25 protein-coding genes are annotated in these 23,498 nt (G+C 48.3%); 11 read left to right on the top strand and 14 right to left on the bottom strand.

All coding sequences use genetic code 11. The features are described from left to right. Positions 1-99 precede the first annotated feature (99 nt). Both EIP93_RS00750 and EIP93_RS00745 read left to right on the top strand, forming a co-directional pair. Entirely contained in the window at positions 100-1,008 is a 909-nt protein-coding gene (locus EIP93_RS00750; protein ID WP_039542502.1) for a LysR family transcriptional regulator, read from the top strand. A gap of 98 nt (positions 1,009-1,106) precedes the next feature. Beyond that, the gene (locus EIP93_RS00745; protein ID WP_010300687.1) at positions 1,107-1,970 is read left to right on the top strand and encodes a YicC/YloC family endoribonuclease; all 864 of its coding nucleotides are present in this window, start codon (positions 1,107-1,109) and stop codon (positions 1,968-1,970) included. 105 nt (positions 1,971-2,075) lie between these two features. On the opposite strand, the gene EIP93_RS00740 is transcribed toward EIP93_RS00745, so the two are convergent. Then, a complete protein-coding gene (locus EIP93_RS00740) occupies positions 2,076-2,963 on the bottom strand; it encodes a nucleotidyl transferase AbiEii/AbiGii toxin family protein (protein ID WP_103943073.1) in 888 nt (295 codons plus the stop codon). 28 nt (positions 2,964-2,991) lie between these two features. Then, entirely contained in the window at positions 2,992-3,516 is a 525-nt protein-coding gene (abiEi, locus tag EIP93_RS00735; protein ID WP_039474562.1) for a type IV toxin-antitoxin system AbiEi family antitoxin, read from the bottom strand. 257 nt (positions 3,517-3,773) lie between these two features. Here abiEi and EIP93_RS00730 point away from each other — a divergent pair, with 257 nt between their 5' ends. The 4 genes from EIP93_RS00730 (at position 3,774) to EIP93_RS00715 (ending at position 7,770) form a co-directional block, all read left to right on the top strand. After that, positions 3,774-5,207: a DNA cytosine methyltransferase gene (locus tag EIP93_RS00730; RefSeq protein WP_103183474.1), complete on the top strand. Its 1,434-nt coding sequence runs from the start codon at positions 3,774-3,776 to the stop codon at positions 5,205-5,207. Positions 5,208-5,214: 7 nt separating this feature from the next. Further along, a complete protein-coding gene (locus EIP93_RS00725; protein WP_125232137.1) occupies positions 5,215-5,682 on the top strand; it encodes a very short patch repair endonuclease in 468 nt (155 codons plus the stop codon). A gap of 171 nt (positions 5,683-5,853) precedes the next feature. Next, positions 5,854-7,176: an MvaI/BcnI family restriction endonuclease gene (locus tag EIP93_RS00720; protein ID WP_164498003.1), complete on the top strand. Its 1,323-nt coding sequence runs from the start codon at positions 5,854-5,856 to the stop codon at positions 7,174-7,176. A gap of 276 nt (positions 7,177-7,452) precedes the next feature. Next, positions 7,453-7,770, top strand: a complete 318-nt coding sequence (locus EIP93_RS00715; protein ID WP_039533108.1) for a helix-turn-helix domain-containing protein — start codon at positions 7,453-7,455, stop codon at positions 7,768-7,770. Positions 7,771-7,785: 15 nt separating this feature from the next. On the opposite strand, the gene EIP93_RS00710 is transcribed toward EIP93_RS00715, so the two are convergent. Continuing rightward, positions 7,786-8,043, bottom strand: coding sequence for a helix-turn-helix domain-containing protein (locus tag EIP93_RS00710; RefSeq protein WP_039490198.1), 258 nt, complete (start codon positions 8,041-8,043; stop codon positions 7,786-7,788). 97 nt (positions 8,044-8,140) lie between these two features. Here EIP93_RS00710 and EIP93_RS00705 point away from each other — a divergent pair, with 97 nt between their 5' ends. Then, positions 8,141-8,467: a helix-turn-helix domain-containing protein gene (locus tag EIP93_RS00705; protein ID WP_103943077.1), complete on the top strand. Its 327-nt coding sequence runs from the start codon at positions 8,141-8,143 to the stop codon at positions 8,465-8,467. Positions 8,468-8,704: 237 nt separating this feature from the next. Then, the gene (locus EIP93_RS00700) at positions 8,705-10,072 is read left to right on the top strand and encodes a Fic family protein (protein WP_234357919.1); all 1,368 of its coding nucleotides are present in this window, start codon (positions 8,705-8,707) and stop codon (positions 10,070-10,072) included. Between the two features lie 60 nt (positions 10,073-10,132). Here EIP93_RS00700 and EIP93_RS00695 read toward each other — a convergent pair whose 3' ends face one another. Next, positions 10,133-11,383: a type II toxin-antitoxin system HipA family toxin gene (locus EIP93_RS00695; protein ID WP_125232135.1), complete on the bottom strand. Its 1,251-nt coding sequence runs from the start codon at positions 11,381-11,383 to the stop codon at positions 10,133-10,135. Then, positions 11,380-11,688, bottom strand: a complete 309-nt coding sequence (locus tag EIP93_RS00690; protein WP_425595060.1) for a transcriptional regulator — start codon at positions 11,686-11,688, stop codon at positions 11,380-11,382. The genes EIP93_RS00695 and EIP93_RS00690 overlap by 4 nt, the downstream gene beginning before the upstream one ends. 319 nt (positions 11,689-12,007) lie before the next feature. Here EIP93_RS00690 and EIP93_RS00685 point away from each other — a divergent pair, with 319 nt between their 5' ends. Continuing rightward, entirely contained in the window at positions 12,008-12,565 is a 558-nt protein-coding gene (locus EIP93_RS00685) for a hypothetical protein (RefSeq protein WP_125232134.1), read from the top strand. Between the two features lie 42 nt (positions 12,566-12,607). Here the strand turns inward: EIP93_RS00685 and EIP93_RS00680 are convergent, their stop codons facing one another. After that, positions 12,608-13,153: a hypothetical protein gene (locus EIP93_RS00680; protein ID WP_080728696.1), complete on the bottom strand. Its 546-nt coding sequence runs from the start codon at positions 13,151-13,153 to the stop codon at positions 12,608-12,610. 113 nt (positions 13,154-13,266) lie between these two features. On the opposite strand from EIP93_RS00680, the gene EIP93_RS00675 reads away from it, so the two are divergent. Together EIP93_RS00675 and EIP93_RS00670 are read left to right on the top strand one after the other, a co-directional pair. Beyond that, positions 13,267-13,653, top strand: a complete 387-nt coding sequence (locus EIP93_RS00675) for a hypothetical protein (protein ID WP_180745993.1) — start codon at positions 13,267-13,269, stop codon at positions 13,651-13,653. A 42-nt stretch (positions 13,654-13,695) separates the two neighbouring features. Then, complete coding sequence (locus tag EIP93_RS00670) at positions 13,696-14,058, top strand: DUF596 domain-containing protein (RefSeq protein ID WP_103943087.1); 363 nt, start codon at positions 13,696-13,698, stop codon at positions 14,056-14,058. 66 nt (positions 14,059-14,124) lie between these two features. Here EIP93_RS00670 and EIP93_RS00665 read toward each other — a convergent pair whose 3' ends face one another. The 8 genes from EIP93_RS00665 to EIP93_RS00630 form a co-directional block, all read right to left on the bottom strand. After that, entirely contained in the window at positions 14,125-15,306 is a 1,182-nt protein-coding gene (locus EIP93_RS00665; protein WP_107332124.1) for an AI-2E family transporter, read from the bottom strand. A 93-nt stretch (positions 15,307-15,399) separates the two neighbouring features. Next, on the bottom strand, positions 15,400-15,900 hold the full coding sequence (locus tag EIP93_RS00660) for a GrpB family protein (protein ID WP_125232133.1): 501 nt from the start codon (positions 15,898-15,900) through the stop codon (positions 15,400-15,402). Between the two features lie 106 nt (positions 15,901-16,006). Beyond that, the gene (gene lldD / locus EIP93_RS00655; protein WP_125232132.1) at positions 16,007-17,167 is read right to left on the bottom strand and encodes an FMN-dependent L-lactate dehydrogenase LldD; all 1,161 of its coding nucleotides are present in this window, start codon (positions 17,165-17,167) and stop codon (positions 16,007-16,009) included. A gap of 269 nt (positions 17,168-17,436) precedes the next feature. Beyond that, positions 17,437-18,876 (bottom strand): aldehyde dehydrogenase, encoded by a 1,440-nt coding sequence (gene aldA, locus EIP93_RS00650; RefSeq protein WP_040032273.1) that lies wholly within the window; start codon positions 18,874-18,876, stop codon positions 17,437-17,439. Positions 18,877-19,165: 289 nt separating this feature from the next. Next, entirely contained in the window at positions 19,166-20,095 is a 930-nt protein-coding gene (locus EIP93_RS00645; protein ID WP_125232131.1) for a lysozyme inhibitor LprI family protein, read from the bottom strand. A gap of 60 nt (positions 20,096-20,155) precedes the next feature. Next, the gene (locus tag EIP93_RS00640) at positions 20,156-21,253 is read right to left on the bottom strand and encodes an acyl-CoA desaturase (RefSeq protein WP_125233301.1); all 1,098 of its coding nucleotides are present in this window, start codon (positions 21,251-21,253) and stop codon (positions 20,156-20,158) included. After that, positions 21,253-22,380 carry a fatty acid desaturase family protein gene (locus EIP93_RS00635; RefSeq protein ID WP_125232130.1) on the bottom strand — a complete coding sequence of 376 codons (1,128 nt, stop codon included), beginning with the start codon at positions 22,378-22,380 and terminating at the stop codon, positions 21,253-21,255. Before EIP93_RS00635 ends, EIP93_RS00640 begins: the two co-directional genes overlap by 1 nt. Next, complete coding sequence (locus tag EIP93_RS00630) at positions 22,373-23,497, bottom strand: sterol desaturase family protein (protein ID WP_103943099.1); 1,125 nt, start codon at positions 23,495-23,497, stop codon at positions 22,373-22,375. The genes EIP93_RS00635 and EIP93_RS00630 overlap by 8 nt, the downstream gene beginning before the upstream one ends. Position 23,498: the final 1 nt, after the last annotated feature.

The raw sequence follows: 23,498 nt of genomic DNA, 5'->3' as shown, positions 1-23,498 counted from the left end.
CGAAGTATGACGGGTATATAACCTGGCGTAATAATTGCAGACTTTTTGGTTATTACTCATACGATGCTCATCAGAAAGCGTCAGCCGGAGCCTGCAACCATGCGATTACGCCATATTGAAATCTTCCAGGCCATTGTTCAGGCAGGTACCATCAGCGGCGCCGCCCGTTTACTCAACGTCTCTCAGCCCAACGTCAGCCGGGTATTGAATCACGCAGAACAACAGCTCGGTTTTTCCCTGTTTGAACGTCGCACACAGGGAATGATCGCCACCGAAGAAGGGCTGCGCCTGATACCGAAAGTGCAGGAACTTTTCAGCCATCTGCAAAGCATCAGTTCCCTCACCGAGCAAATCAAAACCAGCAAGGCACACTCCGTAAGGCTGGGCGCAGCACATGCATTCGGGCAGATGATCGTGGCTCCGACGCTGGTGGAATTTCATAAGCAGGCAGCCTCGGTTAACGTCGAACTCGTCACCGAACACTTCAGCACGCTGTGCCAGAACATCCTGCAAAACCAGCTCGATTTCGCGCTGATCTTTGGTCAGCAGGTGCCACCTGAGCTGCTGGCAGAACCGCTGTTCCAGTCCACGATGGTTGCCCTGCTGCCGAAAGACAGCCCGATAAACGGCCCCGTCTCGCTGGAATGGCTGTGCAACAACAATCTGCTGATGATGCAGCATCAGGACCCGCTCGGCCAGGTAGTACACCGCGCCCTGCGCGACAAGGCACTACAGCCAGCGGCTTCGCTCTACATCAAAACCTACTCGGTGATTGCCGATATGGTGCTGGCGGGCGGCGGTGCGGGCATCGTCGATCTCTTTACCGCCTGTCGCTATGCCGACCAGCTCAAGATCGTCCCTATCGATCAGCCGCTGCCTTTTGAAGTCACGCTGATCAGCCGCCGCGACAACCCGCAGTCACAGGCGACGCTGCAACTGAAACAGATGATGAAAAATCGCTGTCGCGACATCGCCAGACAGAACGAGACGCTGCTTTACGCCGCCTGATTCACGACAGACGCTACGCCACGGACGGTTTTTCCTATCCCCTGCGCGGGACTCAACGCTATAATCCTTCTCATCATTTGCTTTACAGGTATGCACCAATGATTCGCAGCATGACCGCTTACGCCCGCCGAGAGATCAAGGGCAACTGGGGAAGCGCAGCCTGGGAACTGCGTTCCGTTAACCAGCGCTATCTGGAAACCTATCTTCGTTTACCGGAACAATTCCGCAGCCTCGAACCCGTCGCTCGTGAGCGCATCCGCGCCCGCTTGACCCGTGGCAAAATCGAATGCAACCTGCGTTTTGAGCTCGACCCGAGTGCGCAAAGTGCGCTAATCCTGAACGAAAAACTGGCGAAACAGCTGGTTAATGCCGCCAACTGGGTCAAGATGCAGAGCGACGAAGGGGAAATCAACCCGGTTGATATTCTGCGCTGGCCCGGCGTAATGTCGGCGGAAGAGCAGGATCTGGACGCCATCAGCGCCGAACTGCTGACAGCACTGGAAGGCGCGTTGGATGACTTCATCGCCGCCCGTGAAAGCGAAGGTGATGCGCTGAAAGGGATGATCGAACAGCGTCTGGCTGGCGTCAGCGCCGAAGTCGTCAAAGTGCGCGCCCAGATGCCAAACATCCTGCTATGGCAGCGCGAGCGCCTGCAAAGCAAGCTGGAAGATGCGCAGGTACAGCTGGAAAATAACCGTCTGGAACAGGAACTGGTGCTGATGGCGCAGCGCGTCGACGTCGCCGAAGAACTCGACCGCCTCGACGCTCATGTCAAAGAAACCTACAAAATCCTGAAAAAAGAAGAAGCCGTCGGCCGCCGCCTCGACTTCATGATGCAGGAATTCAACCGCGAATCGAACACGCTGGCCTCGAAATCCATCAACGCCGACGTCACCGCGTCAGCCATTGAGTTGAAAGTGCTGATCGAGCAAATGCGGGAACAGATTCAGAATATCGAGTGATGTGTCACGCGATCTCGCGTTGTCTCACTAAGTCTCGTCAGGATAAAAAGGCCATTGTAAATCATGGCCTTTTTTGTTTTATGATGGAGGGAGAAAAACATGGGGCTAACCCATATCAAATGGATTTTTTGGTGTTCCGTCATTCAGTAACTCAGACGCGATGGCATGTACCTCCCCCTGAACATAAGCCCAATATTCAGGGTTATCGAGGGTTCTCTCTTTAATTTGCTTAGGAATAAAGCGGCTCATTTCCATATTGAAGTCGTCACGGACTTCATCTTCCGACATTAGCTTGGCTAACTGAATAGACAGCGCCTGTCGAAAGTCTTCTGTTTGCTTCTGTCTGGCGGTGAGCTTCTTTTCAACCAGTGTCTTGGATAAATCAATACCGCGCTGCTTAATCCAAACAATATCCCAGATATCACGAGGTTTAATACGTCTTGCCCGATACGCTAACGCGATCAACTTATCGGCCAATGTTTCTTGTAACGACTGTACCGGAACCAAGATCCCTTCAGTCGGAACAACGATGTTGTAATGATTGATTAGTGGGCGTTTTTCAATATCAAATGACGGAATAGCACAGACGTCAATATGCATTTTTTGCCGTGGCAAATCAGGACGATTAGCGTCTTTTACGATACTAATTTTCCAAGAAACGGTATCCCCTTGCTGCTCGCCAGAAGGTTTGTTTACCCAAACTTCGGTTTCATACTTGTTCTGAATATAGGTTTGGATTTCGGACTCCAGCCCCTCAAACGCTGAGGGCTGGAAATCATGACCACCATTGAAATCAAGATCTTCTGATAGCCTGCTACTGTTGTAACACATTCGTAATGAGGTGCCGCCAATAAACGTTAACCGCTGCATGACGCCCTGTTTGATCAGCACATCGATAATGTCATGATGCAAGATCTCTTTTTCTATGACGGGTGTCACTGCGGCATAGTCAGGGGTTGACTGGACGATTTGGCGAATTTGTTGCTTCAGCATACGTTATCTCCCACACACTTCCCCATACTTAGCTCTCCAACATATGTAGATTGCGCTGGCAGTGCTTTAGATCTGCAATCGCTTGTTCCTTGTATGCGCGATACATTTTGATGTCAGGGTCATAGTACAAATTAGGTGCAATTTGCTCGACTGGCTTTTTAGTATGGGTAAGCTCGATCACGCCATAAGGCGTATCAAAACAACCACTTCGACCTTTAGTCACCACCGTGACCCTACCCATCACAACTTGTGAAATATCACCGGTATGACTGAGCTGACTTTCTAAGCTGATGTAGTTCAATACGCCACTGCGCAACTTTTTGATGATTTTATAAATGGCAGTCTCAGGCTCAGGTGGTGTAATAACACTTTCATAGAAGCCTTTCACCACTCGTCTTAGCAACCCCTTCTTTACGCAATCTGCCAGGAACTTTCTAAAGGCTGAGTCACAAGGCACACCCTGCATAAAAGCCAGCTCTGTTACACTGTGAATGCCACCGCCAGCGTTCACTGCTTTAGCCAACGCGTTTAATAGCTCATCAGATTTAGCCATAGGTCTACACTACATTACCAAATATGTAATGTAGTGTAGACCTGTGCAAGAAAAAGGTCTACAAATTGTTACGTGATAAGTTGTCAGCATACAGGCATATTCTGCTGGTCAGGTCTCTTCACTTGTCAGTTAAATTATTACCCTTAAAATGAGCAATTCCTGTCAGTGCGAAAAAATACTGTATATATATACAATTCATTTCATCTGGGTAGAATACGTGATATCGTCTCACCAATTTGACACTTTTGGATGCTAAGATGAAAGAGTTTATCTCATACGCTCAAGACGTGAATGAAAAATCAAAAGCTACACAGCCGCAGAAACTTGAGGAAGATAAAAAATTAGTTTACCAACTTCTTGAATCTTATGATCAAAAGTCGATAGCTAAAGTTCTACGAGAAGCAGGTTGCTGTGATTGGACAAGAGAAACACTTAGTCGATGGCTCAGTGGGAAGGCCTTTCAAAAACCTCTGGTTGAAAATGAGGTTGAAGTTCTTAAGAACATGTTACCAAAGCCACCTAAGCATCACCCCAACTATGATTTTCGATTCATTGACTTGTTTGCAGGGATCGGGGGGATCAGAAAAGGATTCGAGGAAATAGGAGGACAATGTGTTTTCACCAGCGAGTGGAACAAAGAAGCTGTTCGTACCTATAAAGCAAACTGGTATTGCGATCCCGAACAGCATGTCTTTAACTCTGATATCAGAGAAATTACTTTAAGTGATAAAGAAGACATTAGTGAAAAAGATGCCTACAAGAATATCCAAAAAGAGATACCGGATCACGATGTTCTATTAGCAGGATTCCCATGCCAGCCGTTTTCACTAGCGGGTGTATCGAAAAAGAACTCTCTGGGACGAGCACATGGATTCGAATGTGAAGCTCAGGGGACTCTATTTTTTGATGTCGCAAGAATCATTGCATCCAAAAAACCTGCCATATTCTTACTGGAAAATGTAAAAAACCTAAAAAGTCATGATAAAGGTAAAACCTTTAAAGTAATCATGAACACTCTTGATGAATTAGGTTACACAATTTCAGATGCTGAGTTTACAGGTTCGTTAGACCCGAAAGTTATAGATGGGAAAAATTTCCTACCTCAACATAGAGAACGAATTGTCTTGGTAGGGTTCCGCCGTGATTTGAACATCCATAAAGGTTTTACATTACGCAATATCTCTCAGTATTTCCCTGAAAAACGCCCCACATTCGGTGAACTACTTGAGGACAGTGTAGATGATAAATATATCCTTACGCCAAAGTTATGGAAATATTTGTACAACTATGCAAAAAAACATCAAGCTAAAGGTAATGGTTTCGGATTTGGCTTAGTTTCTCCTTCAAACAGTGAGAGTGTGGCACGAACCTTGTCTGCCCGTTACCATAAAGATGGTTCAGAGATATTAATTGACCGAGGGTGGGATATGAAGCTTGGAGAAATCGATTTTGATGATCCAGAAAATCAGAGAAACAGACCCCGCCGACTCACACCTAAAGAATGTGCCAGATTAATGGGTTTTGAAAAACCGAACGGCGATCCATTTTTTATCCCTGTCTCAGATACTCAGGCATACCGACAATTTGGTAATTCGGTAATTGTTCCGGTATTTTCAGCTACTGCTAAATTATTAAAACCTTTTATAATTAGGGCAGTAGAATTACAGAAGCAGAAAAATCAGGCGGCATAAATTAACTATGGCTGATGTCCACGATAAATTGACCCGCAGAAAAAACATGCAGGCAATACACAACTGTGATACAGCCATAGAAAAAAAGATCTCCGGTATCCTTGATGAACTGGAGATCGATTATCGAAATCAAGCAAAAGACCTTCCCGGAAGACCTGATTTTGTCATTGAAAAATATAGGGCAGCCATCTTTGTTCATGGATGTTTTTGGCATGGACATCAGTGCGACTTATTCAAAGTGCCAAAGACAAGAACCGAGTTTTGGATGAAAAAAATTAGCGATAATATAGAAAGAGATCATAGAGTTATAGAAAAATTATCAACAACAGGATGGAAAGTGTTGTTGATATGGGAATGTGTTCTGAAGGGCCGCTCAAAAACACCCCGGACAGAGGTGTCGGAGCGAATAGAAGAATGGCTGTGCGCAAGTGACACCTGTGCGGAAATAAACACGCAGGGGATACGTAACATATAACCAATTAATATAATAAATTTAGTTAAAAATAGTTCAAAGCAGCAATACTGTACTCCCTTACGTCTTCAAACCGTCCTCTTGCTAAATCCCATTCAGTTTTCTCATAAATCAGGTTACCCTATGCCCCGGATGTGTCTGTGATGGATGAGTCTGACCGATGGGGAAGTAAAAATGAATAAAAATTCAGTTAATTTTGAGAAAATATGCCGTGTTATGGCCGAAATGGGAGCAGAAAGAGTAATCATCAAAAAGCTGGCGAATAATGATAACTCAAAGCAGCAGATATATCTTGGATCAGATTATTCGGTTATCCAGGGTCTCCCTCTCGGCGAAATAAAAAACGCAGGGATGTCTTCCAGAGGGATCATATTCAAAGCACCAATTAATTTATTTTGGATAACCCCAGATGGAGAAAAGGAAAATGCACCTAGATCACAAATAATCTTATATCCAAAATATCCAGAAATTAGATTATCAGGAACTGTAGATAAGTGTAAGATTTCTCCATCTCATCTTATGAAACCTCCGACAAAACAGGAAAGAGAACTCAGAAAAAACATGCATCGATATCTTATCATCGGGATATATAATGATCATGTTTTAGCGTATATGACTTCATGGGATGATAATGTAGCATTAGAAATCAAAGACGCCATAGAGAGCGATGGGTTACCCTTGGTTTTCTCTGTTTTTTATGAGGTTCCTTCATTTGTTCAGGAAAGCAAAATAGTTCTTATAAAGAAACTAAAAGACATTTATTCATACGGATATATAAAATCAAGAAGATTAGATAAAACAGGTAAAATTATTGACTACAAAGCAAAAAATGGTGCAGGATTTACTCTTGAAAGTTTCTTTGGAATAATTCCTAACGGCAAATCAGAACCAGATTTTTTAGACTGGGAATTAAAAGCACATTCAGGTTCTGTAGTAACCTTAATGACTCCCGAGCCTAATAAAGGTACTTATATCGAAGATATACATTTATTCATGCAAGAATATTCCTCCAGCAAAAAAGAAAACAGAGTTGATTTTGCCAGCATACATAAAGTTGGTAATATAAATGAGAAAACTGGTTTATTGCTAAATCTTGAAGGCTATAACATCACAAAAAATAAAATAGAAAATCCAAATGGTGGATTATTCCTAAGAAATAGTTCAGGAGCATTAGTTGCCGGATGGAGCTTCGAAAAATTATTAAACCACTGGAAAAGAAAACACGCAAAAACTTGTTTTGTGTCTTATCAATCTCAGGACTCAGATTCTGAAAGATATTATTATTACGGCCCATCTATAACACTGGCAACAGGTGCAGAACTTGAAAGGTTTTTCTCTGCCTTAGCCACTTCAACTATCTATTATGATCCGGGTATCAATATAAAGTACTCTGATGGAAACACTACCGTTAAAAAGAGAAATCAGTTCAGAATAAAATGGAAAGATATAGATGGAATATATAAAAATGTAGAAGAAGTAGATTTAAGAGATTTTTAGTAAAAATCCTCCTTTAATAGAAGGCGGCTTTGGTTCCGCCCCTATGGACGAAACCAAAGCCTTAAAAAGAAGCTTCTAACCATTCTGGTTGATTTAAAGACAATAAGGCAAAGCTAAAATATGTTGATGGCCAAGAGCACGGTTTTGAGTTGGCAATAAAAGTCCACCTCTTGAAGAGATGGACTTTTACTTTATTTCTACTTCAACGACTAATCAAGCTAACAACTACGATATACGTAGTATCTAAGACCTTTCATACCTACGAATATCGTAGTTATGAATACTCGTCAGCAACATCGTGATATTTTCAGTCAACGTCTCAAGGATGCCCGATTGTTAAGGGGGCTGTCTCAGAAAGGGCTGGGTATCGCAGCCGGAATTGATGAGTTCGTAGCAAGCGCCCGAATTAACCGTTATGAGAAAGGCGTGCATGAAGCCAATCTCGTCACCGCCAGCCGTTTGGCTGAGGCACTAGATGTTCCCCTCGCCTATTTCTATGCCGCTGATGATAATCTGGCAAAAATGATTCTGACATTTGCAGAGTTATCCGCAGCAGAGCAAACGGCACTACTCAACTCGCTGGAAAACAAATAGTTTGCCAGACGTTCATTACGTCTTATCGCCCCTTATTTTTACCTTTCGATCAAGCAAACTCCCCTCCGTATCATAATAACGACTCGGCCATATTTCAGCGGGATGCACGCCAAGTGCGCCTGCAACCAGCCATTCGCCTTTAGGCCAAGGGCGCGTCAATACATTTGCCAACGTTGACGAACTCAAACCTACAGAACGTGAAAGCGCAGCCATTGAGGTACTTTTCTTATGCAAGGCAGCAATGATATCTGCTTTGTGCCAATCCTTTTTCATCTAACCTCCTAACAGTTCATCATTAAAGGAACATGCACCACCAATACTACGTTATTCGTAGTATCTAGCTCAAGAAAAAACTACGATTCTCGTAGTCATGATGACAAGACAAAATTACCATGACGTTTTCTGCCAACGGCTAAAACAGGCTCGCTTGGCGAAAGGCTTATCGCAAAAAAAACTCGGCATCGCTGCTGGTATCGATGAATTCGTCGCCAGCACGCGCATCAATCGCTATGAGAAAGGCGTCCACGAAGCAAGTATTGAAACTGCCCAGCAGTTGGCAGAAGCACTAGACGTGCCGCTCGCCTACTTCTACACAGAGAACGATGAGTTAGCCGAAATGATGCTGGCATTTTTGTCACTATCACCGGAGAAGAGAACGGAGATTTTGGCGTTGGTGAAAAATAAGAGAGATGTATGAAAAACTGCTAGCTTGTTATCCCCAGCCTCTGCGTTAAATCCGGTTCTTCAGACGGCAAACCTCATCTAAACTATCCCTATCAGAGCCAATAAAGCAAACCTCACCTAAACTGTCCTTATTGGTTTGCATTTTGTCCTTATCTCTACTACGTTTAGAGACACCCACTACCATTCTGTCCTTATAGAAATGAGCCAAGACACTCGTATACAGCAAGAGAAAACATCAATTTTGAAAGCAATGCTTCAGTTCGATGAAGCAAAAAGCCTGGGCGAAATTGAAGAATTTTTATTATTTTCAATAAATAAGAAAACACTACAGCGCCGGCTTAAAGAGCTGTACGACAACGGGCAGATCGTGACGGTAGGGGAAAAACGCAATACTAAATATTATGCAAATAAGGACAACTCATCTTCATTGCGTGTCCTTAAGTCATTCGATAAGGACACTATCGATAACAACATAAGGACAATACGGGCAGATGAGGACAATCACCCCATCTTTTCCAAAGGGGCTATCTCACAGCTCGCCTATTTAGATACGCCTTCGTATGCACGTAAAAAATCCAGCTATCAATTTGATATTTTGGATAATTATTTACCCAACGTCACTCAGTACCTGCCGAATCAGATACAAACGACGCTGGCGAAAATGGGGAAACGATGTGATGACACACTGGCAGCAGGAACTTACGCGAGGAATATTAGTCAACGTCTACTCATTGATTTGTCTTATAACTCTAGTCGACTAGAAGGTAATACCTACTCCAAGCTTGATACACAAAAACTCATAGAGCAGGGGCTGACAGCCGATGGTAAAGTTCATGAAGAAACCATCATGATCATGAACCACAAAGAAGCGATTGAATTTTTAATTGAAAATGCCGAAGAGATAATAATTAATCCCTTCACAATCAGAAATATTCACGCCCTGCTTTCGCAAGATTTACTCGCCAATCCCAACGCATGCGGTAACATCAGGCAGATAGAAGTCTCTATTGGAAAATCGGCCTATTTGCCGCTAAACAACCCCCATCAACTCGAAGAATACTTCTCTCTATTGCTACGCAAAGCAGAACAAATCCACGACCCCTTTGAACAAAGCTTTTTCTTATTCATTCATCTATCGTATCTACAAGCCTTTGAAGACGTAAACAAGCGAACCGCTCGATTATCCTGCAATATCCCTTTTATTAAGCACAATTTTTGCCCGTTAAGTTTTATTGATGTACCGCAAGAGGATTACTTTAAATCATTGCTGTACTTCTATGAAACCAATGAGTTCCTGCCCGCTTTGGAGCTGTTCAAATGGGCCTATACGAGATCTTGCGAGCAATATGATGTAGTAAAAGAGTCGATTGGCGAAATTGATATTTATCGCATACAACATCGCGCGGCACGAAAAGTAGCGATGGGGAGCATTATCCGGGAAAATCTTAATGAACCGTTTGCAGAACAATATCTTAAGAAATATTGTGCAGAAAATAACATTCCTTCTGCCGATAAATTTATTACCATGACACTCAGTGATTTAGCTCAACTTCATGTTGGATCAATCGTTGGACTTGGCATTACAGAAAAAATGTTTATTGAGTGGAAAAATAATTGAATGAACTAAAGGGCACGGCAGCACCAGCGAAACGCTGATTAATAGAGAAACCGACCTGCCCTACACATTAAACGCATCTTGTTTGCCAAGTTGCTCGCTGCGGTTGATACCCAATCGGTTTGCAACAGTTTGCCAGCCTTTCACTGCGCCAAGTACCTCGTCATAGATACGAGTTGCGTCCTCGCGGCTTAAGCGGAAGAAATCGATCACCTCGAAGGCCAGTGCATAGTCGAGTTCATTAGCGGTGTCGGTAATATTGAGATGCAAGCCATGCTTACCCACTATCGGGTTTAAATCATATGCCGGAGATAATTTCCAGCCTTTATCCCTGAGCAAAAAACCATGATTTCTGAGGTGGTCGTCCGTGTTGGACACCGCAATGTTGAATACGATCCTGCGCCATAGCTGGGCAAGGTCGGCTTTGGTTTGCGCACCGCTATTACTTAAAAATTCTGCGATTTCCAGATAGCTGGCACCGTCGGATTGCTCGCCGTCATAATATTGTAGTTGCGTCATGGCCGATGAGAAATGAATCCGTTTATCACCCACGCGATCAAAACGTTTAGTCAGGAAAGTGTGATATTCAGAAGAAAATTTGCGTATTTCACTTGGAAACATATCGACACCCGCAGCCAGCGCAAGCTGGTAACACACCATTTCCCAGGCACCTACATCAAATGTATCGTTCTGATTGGGGAATTTGGCAATCCACAGATGACCGTCTGAATCGGTCACACATGCTTTGGGTCTGGCTCCGCCCAGTGATGATCCCGGAGAAATCAGCATTTTGAGCCAGCGGTAATAATCATCGCTGTCGATGTTGTCATCCCGCTCAATATTCATGGCTGCATGTTCCAACTCACGTAGTGACGCCATCGGTGGAGCGGAAAATTCGGTGTTATTGTCTAAAAAATCTTGCGATTCCGCCATCTTAAAGCGAATACCGCCCATTCGATAGGAATCGTGAACACCCAGAAGATAATCCAACTCCGTCAGTTTCGTCGTCGCTCGCAGGCCTTTTCGATATTCAATTGCAGCACGGCGCTGCATCAAAATGCGTCCCCAGCGATCGGGAGAGGAATCCAGAAAGGCACGGAAATTTTTATCTGCCAAATCGTTATAAAGCTCCCCACTGTGCAACGCCAACAAGGGATCGATCTGCAAACGATAGCTGGATGTCAAAAAGTATTTGTCATAAGCGAAGCTGAACACACCGCCACGACTGGTTTCTGCAAACGTCAAATGCCCCACCAACAAAGGCGTATCAATCGGCATCCAGGACGCATACACCTCAACGATGGATCGGCTCATTTCGTGCCCTCCAACAGCTTGATATTCTGTAACTTCATGCCGACTTCATCGTAAGCCGCAAGTTTGGCAAAGTTATCTTCCATGCCCAGTACGGACATGACCTTTAAGTAAGCCCCTATCGCCACGCCCGGATCGCCAGCGAAGATTTTATTAACGGTTTTGTGATCAAATCCCGTACGGTCGCAGATTATTTTTTTGGTGAATCCACGACGTTTGACGGCAAGCAGTAAATCCTCACCAAACGCGGTCAGTGTCCTGCGTTGCTTTGGAAAAAGCACCCTGTACATGTCTCGCTTGGCCATCATCTACCTCACATAAAAATAGGACTATATTCCCAGTATTGGTTTATTAATGGGAATATAGTCCCACATTGTCAGGTAATCAATGTAGTGGAGAGCAAAAATCAATCAGGGCAGGACTATATTCCCATTTTTGGCGATATTATGGGAATATAGTCCTATTACCTATCCTATCTCATGCAAATGACGACAAAATCATCCCACGTTTTCATCCGTCAGATGATTGACCAATTTTTTCACCATCAGTAGGCTCGGTCATATAAACCGCCATTGAGCACAATCTTGAGAAATCCATATCAGTGAAAAACAGGGAAAAACAACCGACATGCGTTATCTCGTCCTCCCGGTCATTCTTCTTGCCTTAACTGGCTGCCAGGCTGTTACCACCTTCGATAAATACGCCACGATGCGCCTTTACGAAGTTTATGAAGCTGAGAATCTTTCCGCCTGCGATTACAAGCCTAAATTCCGCGACTGTACCGTGGGTAAGCGATCTTTTGATGTCAAAATATCCGACGATAAGAGCAAAATTGCGTTAGTGGTCAGACAGCGCTATGCCTATTTCGGCTTCACGCGTGATGATTTTGCACGGCAGACGCAGCCGCTGCGTGATTTCCTGATTTGGGCAGAAGATCCAGCCGCGAAAGATAAACAGATTAAACAGCTACGCAAAGCCGGAAATGTTGGCGGCAGCCTGTATGACAACAGAGAAGTGGAATATCAGTACGATTATCTGCATACGCGTGCCGATACTCAGCTACTCGTCGTTAAACCCCATGAAAACGCCGATTCCTACGGTCTGACCGTCGACGAAGTGAAAAACCTACTATCGGTCATGGATGACTGGTATGCCGGCACGTTTTCTGGGAAACAGCTAACGTAAGTTCGGTGAGACGGCCAGACAGCGTCACTGTCTGGCCAAGCCTTAAAAGTGCTGCATTCTGGAAGAGAATTGTCCGCAGTTCTTCAACATTAAATCTTTGACTGGCCGGCGGTCGTAGTAGCCTTTTTCGGTTTTGAACACTTCGTAGACTTCGAGGCGGCGTGGCGAATAAGCACCAGCAAACTCGCCAGTGACGTAATAGTAATTCCCGACCACTGGTTTAAACGTGATGGTACTAAATCCACCATTGGCAGCAATCATTCTGACCGCAATATTGTGTTGCGCGCTGACCCAAAATTCACGAATCATCGTTGGCGTTTCTGGGATTTCAGGGAAACCGAGTTCTTTATTATTGAGTTTAGTTTGGAACCCAAACGCATTATTGGTATAGCCATTTTCTGGTGCATCAATATTAATACATCTGTCAGTCGTCGGATAAACGCGAACATAGTCGAGGTTGCGATTATCGAACGTCATACCCACACGGTCAGCGCCCTGATAATCCTCCAGTTTATGACTATAGGTCGCAACCGAACATCCACTGAGTAATGCTGCACTCAGCCCGATTAGAATAATTTTCCCAAACATAACCATCCCTTACCTTTATAAAATCAGAACTTCCTGATTATTTTACGCCGTTTTTTATTCGAAAATTCAAGCCGTATTTCCTCACCTTAAACACTAATGATAAACGAGGCAACGTGGCAATTTCTCTCTATTACACCGCACGACGTAAAAAATCCCTGAGCCAGACAGAGATATCTGCCGTGAAGGAGATCGTCCAACGCCATTCCGTTAATGACCAAATTGAGAAATATCTGACAACCGGTGAAGGCCTGAATTGGGAATCACTTGATTTCACCCTCAACGTAAAAATCGGTAACGTATTCAGGAAAGGGATTGTCCTCTCCGGTTCAACCAAACTTCCCGACAACGATGAAGATGCCACCTGGGTTGGCGTGCAGCACTGGTGCCAGTGTTTATCCGAAATACGCGGCGTTTTGACACACTGTGAATGGCACGTCGCGGTCGACGATCGTGCTATTCCGTGGAGCCATGAGGTCAATGCCTATGACCCTGCGCGTTAGAAACGTGAGCCTCTGACAAAAACAGGAAACAGGAAGGATGAGATGGACGACAACGACATTTACGATGCTGTCGCCACCAGCGCATACGGGCTGTCGATGGGCGCGATATGGCAACATATTGCGGTGGAGTGTCGGAGCAATCCCAGAACCTACGCCCAACGTCAGGTTCTGTTTTTTACGCTGCTGGAACGGCTCATCGCAGAAGGCAGAATCAAACTTGCCAGTCAGGGAGACACTCTGCCAGGCGACCCGAAAAATCAGGTAGAGCAGCTCCGCAACGCCTTTCCACCTGAAATGTCCGATGATGAATTTGATGATGTCGACGAATACGGCCTGTGGTTCTTAGCCAAAGCCCCCGCAGGCGTCGTGTGGATCACGCCCGAGGGGCAAGAGAGTTGGACGTAAGAGGAATCAGCCAAACCAGTGCCAATTCCTCTCACTCATGACCGAATATCATGACTAGCAGCGAACTTACTCCGTGGTCTTACGTTCAGTCTCCTGACCTTCCGCTGCCTGATTTTCTAGCACCTCATCCTGTTCCGGCTTCGCCACACGATGCTGGCGACCTTCCTCGATAAAATCTTCGTCGATGCCTTCAATATTCTCCTGATTATCGCGACCAGAGAGGATGTTCCAGCAGGCGATGAACAGCGCCGCAATCAGCGGGCCAATCACAAAACCATTAATGCCGTAGATTTCCATGCCGCCCAGCGTGGCGATCAGAATCAGGTAATCCGGCATTTTGGTGTCTTTCCCCACCAGCAGCGGACGCAAAATGTTGTCCACCAGCCCAATCACCAGCACGAAGAAAGCGACAATGAAGATGGCTTGCCACAGCATATCCGTCGCGAACAGGAAGATAGCAGCAGGCACCCAGATAATCGCCGACCCCACAGCGGGGATTAGCGACAGGAACGCCATCAGCGAGCCCCACAGCAGGCTGCCTTCTATTCCTGCAATGGAGAACGCAATCCCGCCCAATGTCCCCTGCACAATCGCCACAACCACGGTGCCTTTCACGGTCGCCCGAGATACGGCGGCAAACTTCACCAGCAGATGATGCTTAACATGGGTAGAAAGCGGTAGTGATTCCAGAATCAGGTTGACCAGATAGGCACCGTCTTTCAGGAGGAAGAAAAGCAGGTAGAGCATCACCCCAAAACCAATGAAGAAGGTGAATGTCCCTTTGCCGATCAGCAGCACGCTTCCCGCCAGATATTGCCCACCTTTCAGCACAACCTGAGACAGCTCCTGCTGTATTTTGGCGGCGTTATCCAGATTGTGTTCCGCGAGGAAATGTCGCGCCCACTTCGGCAGATGCTGAATTAGCTCCGCCAGCACCACTGGGAATTGCGTATTACTATCCTGCAATCGGGTGTAAACCCCGTTAATTTCAACCACCAGCGAGGAAACAATGATCCCCAACGGAATGAAGACGAGCAGGAAGATGATCAGGACGGTTAGCAACGAGGCAACACCGTTGCGATCGTTTAATTTTTGCCGAATTTTGCTTTTCAGCGGATGGAAGATAATGGCCAGCACCGCCGCCCATAAGATGGCGGAATAATACGGTGCCAGGATGTCAAAAAACGCCAGCGTGACGATAAATAAGATAAGGATGAAGAATCCCTTCGTAAGCCCTTTAATATTCACAACGATTTCCCCTTCGTTCAATCTGCTCTCGAAATATAGAACGAAGTGGGGCGTTTGCAATATAGGAAAAAACGCCAGATTCTGAGGAGATGGCTATGCGAGCGCCTCATGAGTGGCAATAAAGTCATCTTTTAACTGACTATACACCGCAGCATCGTTATCACATGCCAGCGCAGCGGCGCGCTTTATTGCCGCATATTCCGCACACACGTCAGGATTCACCCGCAGATAATCACGAAAAGCCAAATGTCGCTGAATAGGTTCGTCACCCACCACGAAGGCGTGAAGATGGTGAGTACGAGCGTCACCGCCCTTGGTGTAGTAACGACGCCCCGCTATCCCATTTTCGCCGCGGGGGCGATAGCCCAAATCGACCATGACGTGATCCAACCTATCCAAATCGGACAGCGAAACCACTTCCAGCAGCATATCAATCACCGGTTTAGCGGGTAACCCCAGCACGGCCGTGCTACCGATATGGTGGATTCTCACCGCAACGTCACCGAGCGCCTGCGCTATCGCACTCGCCTCTGTTGCGTAATTCGTCACCCATTGTGGATCGTAATCCACCACGACAATCGTGCGCTTGCCCATTCGCTTATCTTCCCCAACGTTGTCCTATCCCGTAAAGGTTATCAACGTTCAGAGGAAGGTTCAAAAGCCATCACGCAGCGAGTGACTCTCACCACGTCATCCGTGCTTACAGGCCATCCAATCGCCGTTGGGTCGCCTGCACCAGTGAATCCGTGGTGATGTCGGCAATGGATTTGGCACCGGTGAGCGTCATCGCTACACGCATCTCTTTTTCGATCAGGTTCAGCAGATTAACCACACCCGCCTCACCTGCTGCGGCCAGCGCGTAGACAAACGCGCGCCCGAGCATCACACCATCCGCACCCAGCGCGATCATGCGCACTACGTCCAGCCCGGTACGAATACCGGAATCCGCCAGAATGGTGATCTCACCTTTCACCGCATCGGCGATGGCTGGCAGCGCATGTGCCGTCGAGAGCACGCCGTCCAGTTGTCGACCGCCGTGGTTGGAAACCACGATGCCGTCTGCACCGAATTTCACCGCCTCTTTGGCATCTTCTGGATCGAGGATACCTTTGATGATCATCGGCCCTTTCCACATCTCGCGAATCCACGCCAAATCCTGCCACGAAATAGAAGAATCGAAATTCTCCGCCAGCCAGCCGATATAGTTTTCCAGCGTCGTCGGCGTGCCGCGATAGGCGGAGACATTCCCCAAATCGTGCGGCTTACCGTTCAGGCCAACGTCCCATGCCCACTGTGGATGCACCATCGTCTGCAAAACGCGACGTATCGCCGCATTCGGTCCGCTCATGCCGGAATGGGCATCACGATAGCGCGCGCCCGGCGTCGGCATATCCACGGTAAAGACCAGCGTCTTGATCCCCGCCGCCTGCGCACGTTCCAACACGTTGCGCATAAAGCCGCGGTCTTTTAACACGTAGAGCTGGAACCACAGCGGCCGATCGATAGTGGGTGCGACCTCCTCAATCGGGCAGACTGAAACGGTAGACAGCGTAAAAGGAATCCCCTTCTGCGCCGCCGCACGGGCAGCCTGAACCTCGCCGCGTCGGGCGTACATACCGGTCAGGCCAACGGGTGCAAGCACCACCGGCATCGCCAGTTTTTCGCCGAACAGTTGGGTTTCCAGACTCAGGTCGGAGACATTTTTCAGGATACGCTGACGCAGCGCGATATCCGCCAGGTCAGCGGTATTACGCCTGAGCGTGTGCTCGCCATACGCACCGCCATCGACGTAGTGGAACAGAAACGGCGGCAGCTTACGCTGCGCCGCCGCCCGGTAATCCGTTGAAGCAGAGATGATCATCGTCCTTTCCCATCCTTCTTCTTGTTTGTGCCACTGTTACGGTAAGTGGCATGACCGTGGATAAAACTCATGCCGATCGTTTAAAGATCGAGATACCGGGGGCTACCACGGTGCGAGGTATCCCTGCGGGAACCTCATCACCGTGTTTCCCCCTATAAAATGCAAACGCATTTTAAATGCCACTTGTGGCAGCCCGTCAGGGCGAGCACAGGAACTGGGCGAGTAAATCCATACTTAGGCAAGCATCATTACCTTTGGTGAAACTGCTTTCAGTGAAATTGAAGGTACGCGACATGCGTTTGCAGATATTCCTGCAAGCCATGCTTGCCGTCCGCTCCACCCACACCGGATTTACGCCAGCCCGCATGGAAGCCCTGCATCGCCTCGAAGTTTTCACGGTTGATGTAGGTTTCGCCGAATTTCAGCCCTTTCAGCGCCTTCATCGCGGTGTTGATATTCTGAGTATAGATCGACGACGTCAGACCATATTCGCTGTCGTTCGCCATCGTAATCGCCTCTTCCAACGTGTCGAAGGTCGCAACGGGCAGCACCGGCCCAAACACTTCTTCGTGCATGATCGGCATGTCTTGTTTCACGTCCACCAGCAGCGTTGGCGGGTAGAAATAGCCTGTACCGCTTGCGCGCTGGCCGCCGAGCAGCACTTTCGCGCCCTGTGATACCGCTTTCGCCACTTTGTCTTCTACACGCTGTCGCGCCGCCGCGCTGATCAACGGCCCCATATCCAGCGCTTTTTTCTCCGCCGTGTTGCCGAAGGTCACCTGCTCCATCGCAGTTTTAATACGGGAGATAAACTCGTCGTAAATGCCTTTCTGCACGTAAACGCGCTCGGCGCAGTTACACACCTGCCCACTGTTGATCACGCGAGAGCTGACAATCGCTTTCACAGCCAGATCGAGATCGGCATCGTCCATCACGATAGCGGGCGCTTTGCCGCCCAATTCCAGCGACACCTTCGTGACGTTCTGCGCCGCTGCCGTCATGGTGGCAATTCCCGCCGCCACGCTGCCAGTCAGGCTGACCATGCCGACTTTCGGGTTAGCAGCCAGCTCTTGCCCTACCGTTGGCCCATAGCCGGTAACGAAATTGATGACGCCTTTCGGCAGACCAATTTTATGAATGATTTCGGCGAAAATCACCGCATTATTCGGTGTAATCTCGCTCGGTTTGATGACGATGGTATTACCAGTAATCAGCGCCGGAGCTGCTTTACGCGCGATCAGGAAGAAAGGAAAGTTCCACGGCAGAATACCGGTCGTGACGCCAATGGCTTTACGGAAGACGAAGATATTTTCATTCGGGCGGTCGCTCTGAATGATTTCGCCTTCATAACGGCGCGCCCACTCTGCCATGTAGTCGAGATAGTCAGCGGTGAACAGCACTTCCGTCTGCGCCAGACCGTGCGTTTTACCGCCTTCTGCGATGATAGTGTCGGTCAGTTCGGCTTCGCGTTCGCGGATACCGTCAGCTATCTTGTGCAGCCAGACGCCACGCTCAACCGCAGGCAGCGCTTCCCAGCCCGGCTGCGCAGCTTCTGCCGCCTCTATCGCTCTCTTTGCGTCGTCAGCGGAACCTTCCGGGATCTGTGAAATAACCTGCTCTGTGGCCGGGTTCACCACATCAATCCACTTCCCGCTTCTGTTTTCAACAAATTCACCGTTGATGTACATACGTTTTTGGGTGGTGCTCATGTCAGGCATCTCCAAAGTAGGGTTAGAGAATACAACGCATAAACGAGTTGTTAATAAAACACGTCTTTTTTGTGAAGTTTTGCCATGCTGCGCGATCTGCACTGCATTTACCTTTTCATGGCTGCCATCTCAGTATGGCAAGTGGCAAAAAAGTCATACAGAGAACGTCTGACGTAACACTTTTGCAAAGTATCGGAGAATGCAGGGGAATAACGGCAGAGTGGGAATGAACGGGGCGGTGACAGACACCGCATTCCACTACGGCGTCTGTCTGTGAAGCAGGGGAATATTACTGTTCGTCGATTTTTACTATCTCTTCCTTCACCTTCCACTGGCCACCCACCAGCTCTCGGGTGGTGGCGACCATCGCCTGTTTCTCTTCGGAGTAGGCTTCCGTGGTTTCGACAATCAGGACAGGCTTATTATTGGCTATCTGATAGGTAGACCATTGGTGCCAGCAGCAGCCGCTTTTGGTAAACGTCGTGATGGTCTTACTTTTCTCATCAATCTCGAACAGGCCGAGGTTGGAACTGGCTAACTCGGTCAGCGGCGCATTCTGGGTAAACTGCTGCTTTTCCACATCAAACAGGTACACATCGTAAGACGGCCCGCCGTAAGCGCCGTTATTGCCATTACGCAGCATGATATCCGCGTGGTGATCGAAGTTAGCGTCATCAATCACCAGCCCGCTGTTGTTCTCACCGTAGACCTCAACCAGATTCGCGGTGACTTCGCCCTTATTGTTCAGCTCGATGAACATATTTTCCATGTTGATACGCTGGAACAGGTCACCACGCCCTTTCTTAAAGATATCCAGCGTGCCGGGGCCTTCGCAGGTTGAGTAAGAAGAGTCGAGATTGCACGTCGCCACGCTGAGAACGAAGTCCCACTGGCCTGATGCCTGAGTAATCAGGGAGATATTTTCACTACCGGAAAGCGCCTGAATACGGGAAACCATCTCATTCCCCAGACAAACGTCATCCTTACAGCGGTCACGCTCGGCCAGCCACGCGCGCTGCTCCTGACGCGCTTGCGCTTTGTCTTCCTTTTTCACATAAGCCTGATAGGCCTTGTTTAATACCGCATCGAGCTGCTGCAAACGGCTGCTGGCACAAATCATTTTCTCAGTGTCTGTACTGGCCTTGCTGCAATCCATCGCCCAGACGGACGAGGTGAAGAAAAACAGCAGGGATGAAACGGCCAGAGATAAATAACGCATGAAGTCTCGCTCCTTGAATACAGATGAAAACCTAACTTATTAATAAATATAGATAACGGGCTATTTCTTGCTGCCATTTCCCATCTTTTTAAGAAAGCGTTGCTGTTCAACCAAAATCGCTTTCAACGTAATGCATTGATAATCAATGCCGTAACGCGGGGCAACCTCCGCAATAATTTTCGACAACGCAGGATAGTGCCGATGATTCCAGTTGGGGAAAATATGGTGGGTCAGGTGCATATTGAGCTGCCCCAACCAGTAGCCAAGCCAGACGGGCCGAGTCGTCCAGTCCACCGTGGTGGAAAAGACGTGCTGATAGCGACCATGCCTGAATAAGCCATCTTCCGGTGCCTGATAGAACGTTCCCTTTGCCCAATGCGACCCCAGAATCAGTACGACAAAAATCAGCGATGACAGCATTTGGCTCAGCAGATAAACCAGCAACAGCGCACCGGCGCTGACGGGTGTCGGCGACAACAGCCAATAGGGGATCGCCAATGCCAGCAGAGCATGCAGCGCTTTTGATAACAGAAAAATACCCCAGCCCTTACCGCCTTGAAGCGTCATATTACGCGTCACCTGCGTTTTCCCCGCACGATCGAGCCAGTCAAAAAACCAGATGATGCAGGGGAATGTCAGCGACGCCACCATCGGCCAGTAGTAGCGCTGGGCGCGCATAAAAAAGCGAAACCGGTGGTAGGGCGACTGCCGCAAGACGCCGTTCTCTTCGATATCCAGATCGTAGTGCTGCACGTTGACATGCGCATGATGAAAAATCACATGCCGCACTCGCCAGCAGTCGGAATCCATCCCGAGCGGAATACTCACCACAATATTGAGCAGGCGATTCGCCCACGACCGCCGGAAAAAGACGTTATGCGAGGCGTCATGCACCACGTTCACCGCCAGAAACATGGCGGTAAAAATAAAGCCAAAGTAGCAACCAGCAAACCCCCACAGCGTCGTCTGCCAGAGGCTGAAACCATAAAACGTCAGACACAGCGCCACCAGAAACAGCATCTTGCCGATAAACCCAGCGTTGGCAAAACGGTGGTCGCCCGCTGCTGCCAGATAGTCATTCGCGGCCTTCATCAGCGCCCGATGCAATGCCAGATCGCGACCTTGTTCATAGCGCAGCGGCTTCAGCGGTGCGAGCATCATTCTTCCTCTGAGCCATGTTGCACGGTACGCCGATCGTTCCCCTCACCCATCGATTTTAAAAACCGTCGCTGGCTAGCCAGTAGCTCACGATAGGTAATGCAGCGATAGTTCATGCCATGCTCGGCGGCCACGCGCCGTAAAATAGCGGCTAGCGCAGGGTAATGACGATGATGCCAACCAGGGAAAAGATGGTGTGTCAGGTGCAGGTTTAACCCTCCCGTCCAGTGCTCAAGCCAGCGCGGCGTCGGCAGCCAGTCACAGGCGGTCGCAAAGTTGTGTTGATACCAGCCTTGAGGCATCGGCTCTGTATCGGTAACGGCATAGAACTCAGCTTCAGCCCAGTGCGTACCCAGCAGTAAAAACACCACCAGCAACGAGGCCAGCATTTGACCCAGCAAATAGCTTAATAGCACGATGCCCGGGCTAATGCCGTGTGCCGCCCCCACCATGATGGGCATAACCAATAACAGCAGGATATGGCCGATTTTACTGCCGATAAAAATCATCCATCCGCGGTAGCCTAACTGTACTGAACGAGCATTCACGGGGGTTTTACCCAAGCGATCGGCCCAATCAAAAATCCAGGCGATATAAGGGAGCGAGAACGCGGCCACCAGCGGCCAGTAAAGGTGCTGATAACGCATGTAGGAACGGTGGCGCTGAAAAGGCGTTTGGCGGAAAACCCCATTCTCTTCCGTATCCAGATCGTAATGTTCCACATTCGGATAAAGATGGTGGAAATCCACATGGCGCAAACGCCAGTAATCGGGATCGATGCCTAATGGCAACGTGACGATGCGCCCGACCACGCGGTTCAGTGTCTGATTGCGGAAAAAGGTATTATGGGAGGCGTCATGATTAACAATGATATTCAATAACATCGACAGCATGATGAAAGAAAAATAGCTCAGGAAGAACGCCCATGCCGACTGCTGCACTAAACAAAGGGTATAACAGGCGATGCAGCATAAAAAGAGTAATCCGGCCTTAATAAACTGCCTGCTATCGGCAAAGCGATGATCGTGATTAGCGCGGAGATAGGCCGACGTTTCCCGCTGTAATGCACGATGGAAAGCCTGTTCGCCCTTCGCAGGATACAGTTTGGCGGGAAGCACACTAGACATTTTCATGCTCCTCAGTCAGGGGGCGTCGGCCCCAGCCGACCGCCATCGCCAGCCCGTGCAGCGCCAGCATCGGCATCGCCATCTTCCAGTAGAGCGCTTCCCAGCCCAGATAGACAAGAAACACGGCAGGGAATAGCAGCCCCACCAGCAGCCAAACGTAAATACCCCAGCGTCTTCCTTCGGAAATGCCGCCCAGCGCAACCGCCCCCGCCACCAGCAATAGGAAGAGCGCCGCCTGCGACAGATCGGCGGAATCATAGCCGTAGCCATACAGGTAGACGTAGCCCACCACCAGCGCAAACAGCAGCATCGCACCGGCAATCAACGCCATCGGCGTACAGTGAAACGTCGCCTGACGCGTACGGCGCACCGACAGTTTCAGGTACGACAGAAAAGGCAGGTTACTGGCCCAAAACGGGTTTTTCGAGGGTATTTCCCGACCCGCGCCGTAGCGGAAAGGCGTGTCAGGAAGTTGCGGACAAAAGCTGCCGAACAGTTTGTCCCAAAAAATAAAGGTACCGCCGAAGTTCTTATCAGCGTACGCACGGTCATTCACGTGGTGTACGCGATGGTGTGCTGGCGTCACCAACACCTTTTCCAGCCAGCCCAATTTGGGCGTCATGGCATTATGGTTAAACAGTTGGACACTGTAATGCAGGATGGAAACGGTGACGAACACGTATAGCGGAACGCCGAGCAGCGCCAGAATCAGGAAGAACGGAATCGAGGTCAGCGAGGAATACCAGGAGTTACGCACGCCCAGCGACAGATTGAAATGCTCGCCCTGATGGTGAACCACATGCACCGCCCAGAGCACACCGAAGGTGTGGTGCAGGCGGTGTAGCCAATAGAAACCGAAATCCCAGGCGAGTAGCGCGAACAGCCACATCAGCACCGGCGGCCAGGTTTCCACCCAGCCAAAACTGAAATGCGCCGCGACATAGCCATAGCAAAAAATTTCCACGCTGCGAAAAAGCCACAGCATGATATGCCCTGAATTCAGGTTGAAAACCACGTCATGCCAGTTCACCGTTTCACGCTGCATCCACTGTAAAACCAGCGCTTCGCCAATCACCACAACCAGCATGAAGACAATGGGTAGAGCCAAATCGATCATG

Source organism: Pectobacterium versatile (genome assembly GCF_003932035.1).
GTDB lineage: Bacteria > Pseudomonadota > Gammaproteobacteria > Enterobacterales > Enterobacteriaceae > Pectobacterium > Pectobacterium versatile.
This window is presented reverse-complemented; position numbering and strand designations above follow the sequence as displayed.

Bases quoted from the DNA above. Each gene is read 5' to 3' on its own strand.
- EIP93_RS00750 (WP_039542502.1), top strand. From the start codon at position 100: ATGCGATTACGCCATATTGAAATCTTCCAGGCCATTGTTCAGGCAGGT.
- EIP93_RS00745 (WP_010300687.1), top strand. From the start codon at position 1,107: ATGATTCGCAGCATGACCGCTTACGCCCGCCGAGAGATCAAGGGCAAC.
- EIP93_RS00740 (WP_103943073.1), bottom strand. From the start codon at position 2,963: ATGCTGAAGCAACAAATTCGCCAAATCGTCCAGTCAACCCCTGACTAT.
- abiEi (WP_039474562.1), bottom strand. From the start codon at position 3,516: ATGGCTAAATCTGATGAGCTATTAAACGCGTTGGCTAAAGCAGTGAAC.
- EIP93_RS00730 (WP_103183474.1), top strand. From the start codon at position 3,774: ATGAAAGAGTTTATCTCATACGCTCAAGACGTGAATGAAAAATCAAAA.
- EIP93_RS00725 (WP_125232137.1), top strand. From the start codon at position 5,215: ATGGCTGATGTCCACGATAAATTGACCCGCAGAAAAAACATGCAGGCA.
- EIP93_RS00720 (WP_164498003.1), top strand. From the start codon at position 5,854: ATGAATAAAAATTCAGTTAATTTTGAGAAAATATGCCGTGTTATGGCC.
- EIP93_RS00715 (WP_039533108.1), top strand. From the start codon at position 7,453: ATGAATACTCGTCAGCAACATCGTGATATTTTCAGTCAACGTCTCAAG.
- EIP93_RS00710 (WP_039490198.1), bottom strand. From the start codon at position 8,043: ATGAAAAAGGATTGGCACAAAGCAGATATCATTGCTGCCTTGCATAAG.
- EIP93_RS00705 (WP_103943077.1), top strand. From the start codon at position 8,141: ATGATGACAAGACAAAATTACCATGACGTTTTCTGCCAACGGCTAAAA.
- EIP93_RS00700 (WP_234357919.1), top strand. From the start codon at position 8,705: ATGCTTCAGTTCGATGAAGCAAAAAGCCTGGGCGAAATTGAAGAATTT.
- EIP93_RS00695 (WP_125232135.1), bottom strand. From the start codon at position 11,383: ATGAGCCGATCCATCGTTGAGGTGTATGCGTCCTGGATGCCGATTGAT.
- EIP93_RS00690 (WP_425595060.1), bottom strand. From the start codon at position 11,688: ATGATGGCCAAGCGAGACATGTACAGGGTGCTTTTTCCAAAGCAACGC.
- EIP93_RS00685 (WP_125232134.1), top strand. From the start codon at position 12,008: ATGCGTTATCTCGTCCTCCCGGTCATTCTTCTTGCCTTAACTGGCTGC.
- EIP93_RS00680 (WP_080728696.1), bottom strand. From the start codon at position 13,153: ATGTTTGGGAAAATTATTCTAATCGGGCTGAGTGCAGCATTACTCAGT.
- EIP93_RS00670 (WP_103943087.1), top strand. From the start codon at position 13,696: ATGGACGACAACGACATTTACGATGCTGTCGCCACCAGCGCATACGGG.
- EIP93_RS00660 (WP_125232133.1), bottom strand. From the start codon at position 15,900: ATGGGCAAGCGCACGATTGTCGTGGTGGATTACGATCCACAATGGGTG.
- lldD (WP_125232132.1), bottom strand. From the start codon at position 17,167: ATGATCATCTCTGCTTCAACGGATTACCGGGCGGCGGCGCAGCGTAAG.
- aldA (WP_040032273.1), bottom strand. From the start codon at position 18,876: ATGAGCACCACCCAAAAACGTATGTACATCAACGGTGAATTTGTTGAA.
- EIP93_RS00645 (WP_125232131.1), bottom strand. From the start codon at position 20,095: ATGCGTTATTTATCTCTGGCCGTTTCATCCCTGCTGTTTTTCTTCACC.
- EIP93_RS00640 (WP_125233301.1), bottom strand. From the start codon at position 21,253: ATGCTCGCACCGCTGAAGCCGCTGCGCTATGAACAAGGTCGCGATCTG.
- EIP93_RS00635 (WP_125232130.1), bottom strand. From the start codon at position 22,380: ATGTCTAGTGTGCTTCCCGCCAAACTGTATCCTGCGAAGGGCGAACAG.
- EIP93_RS00630 (WP_103943099.1), bottom strand. From the start codon at position 23,497: ATGATCGATTTGGCTCTACCCATTGTCTTCATGCTGGTTGTGGTGATT.